Source organism: Streptomyces sp. NPDC030814, from assembly GCF_055572155.1.
The window spans coordinates 1-1,229 of sequence record NZ_JBVIDX010000067.1 but is presented as its reverse complement, the minus strand read 5'-3'; the positions used below and the strand labels follow the sequence as shown (position 1 = coordinate 1,229).

Genomic DNA, 1,229 nt, shown 5'->3' with positions numbered 1-1,229 from the left:
GACGCTGTTGGTTTATTCGGGGGCTGGTCCTACTTTGCCCCGTCGAGCATGAGCTCGGCGGGGCAAAGTGCTGCGAAGTGGCTGGTGCGGGTGCGGGCTCGTGGTTGGCCGGTGAGGTGGGCGTCGATGCGGGCGAGGTTGATGGCGGCGCCGGTGAGCTGGTGCTGAAGGCTGGTCTTCGCGAGGCCGCGGTAGCGGGATCTGCGCAGGCCGCAGCGCCCGACTGCCTGGGAGATGGTGCCCTCGACTCCGGCGCGGGTCTTGTAGCGGTCCTTCCAAGTGTCGGTGTCCTGTTCGGTGCGGGCTTGGCGGAGCGCTTCATGCTCCTCACGGGGCCGCAGGGTCAGGCGGCGGCCGACGCTGGAGGTGGTGCACTGCTCACGGACCGGGCAGGGACGGCACTGGCCGCCGTTGAAGCGGACCCGGATCACTGGGGTGCCCTCGGGTGAGCGGTCGGGATTCCAGCGGGTGGTGGTCTCGCCGCCGGGGCAGGTGACCTGCTCGTGGTCCCAGTCGATGGTGAAGTCGTCGCCGGTGAAGCCACTGTTCGCGGTGGACTGGTGGCTGACGACGCCGGCGACCGGCCCGGTGAGCGTGATGCCGTACTCGCGGCGGGCCTGCACGAGCAGGTGCGCGTCGACGTATCCGGCGTCGACCAGGTGCTCGGCGGGCAGGCGCCCGTCCTGGGCGAGCTGGGCGTGCACGGTATCGGTCATCGAGATGTCGGGAACCGTCGCCACGGTGGTGGCCACGTTCGTGAGCAGGTTTGGGGTGCCCGGCTCGCAGGTCTCGGTGAGGTGGACCTTGTATCCGTCCCACATGGTGTCGCGTTTGACGCTGCCGCGTGCCTCGGTGTCATAGGGCGTGACCAGGCGCATCGCGCCCGGCGGCCGGTCTTTTGGGTCCCGCCGCCTCACCTCGCCCTCCACCTGCTGGAAGTGCTGGACCCAGACCTGGCGCAGGGTCTCCACCTGCTCCAATGTGCGCAGTCCTCCGGGCGCCCCGGGGGAGAAGACGGCTTCGAGCAGTCGTGTCCCGTCCCGCCCGATCCGCAGGCCCATCTCGTCCCGTTTGGTGCGGGACTTGGGGAAACGGGAGTCCTCGGCCCGGGTGGCGTAGCGCTTGAACCAGTCCGGTTCCGCCACGGTCAGCAGCCAGTCGGGGGCGGCCTGGGCAATCTCGTTGAGCGCCGCCCGCAGGGTCTCGGCGACCTGCTCCAGCCAGCACAG

Annotated in this window: 1 protein-coding gene; it reads right to left on the bottom strand. The window is 70.0% G+C overall.

Going from position 1 to position 1,229, the window contains the following annotated elements:
* Positions 1-29 precede the first annotated feature (29 nt).
* A partial coding sequence (locus tag ACZ43N_RS42710) for a transposase (RefSeq protein ID WP_468105282.1) occupies positions 30-1,229 on the bottom strand: 1,200 nt, incomplete at its 5' end.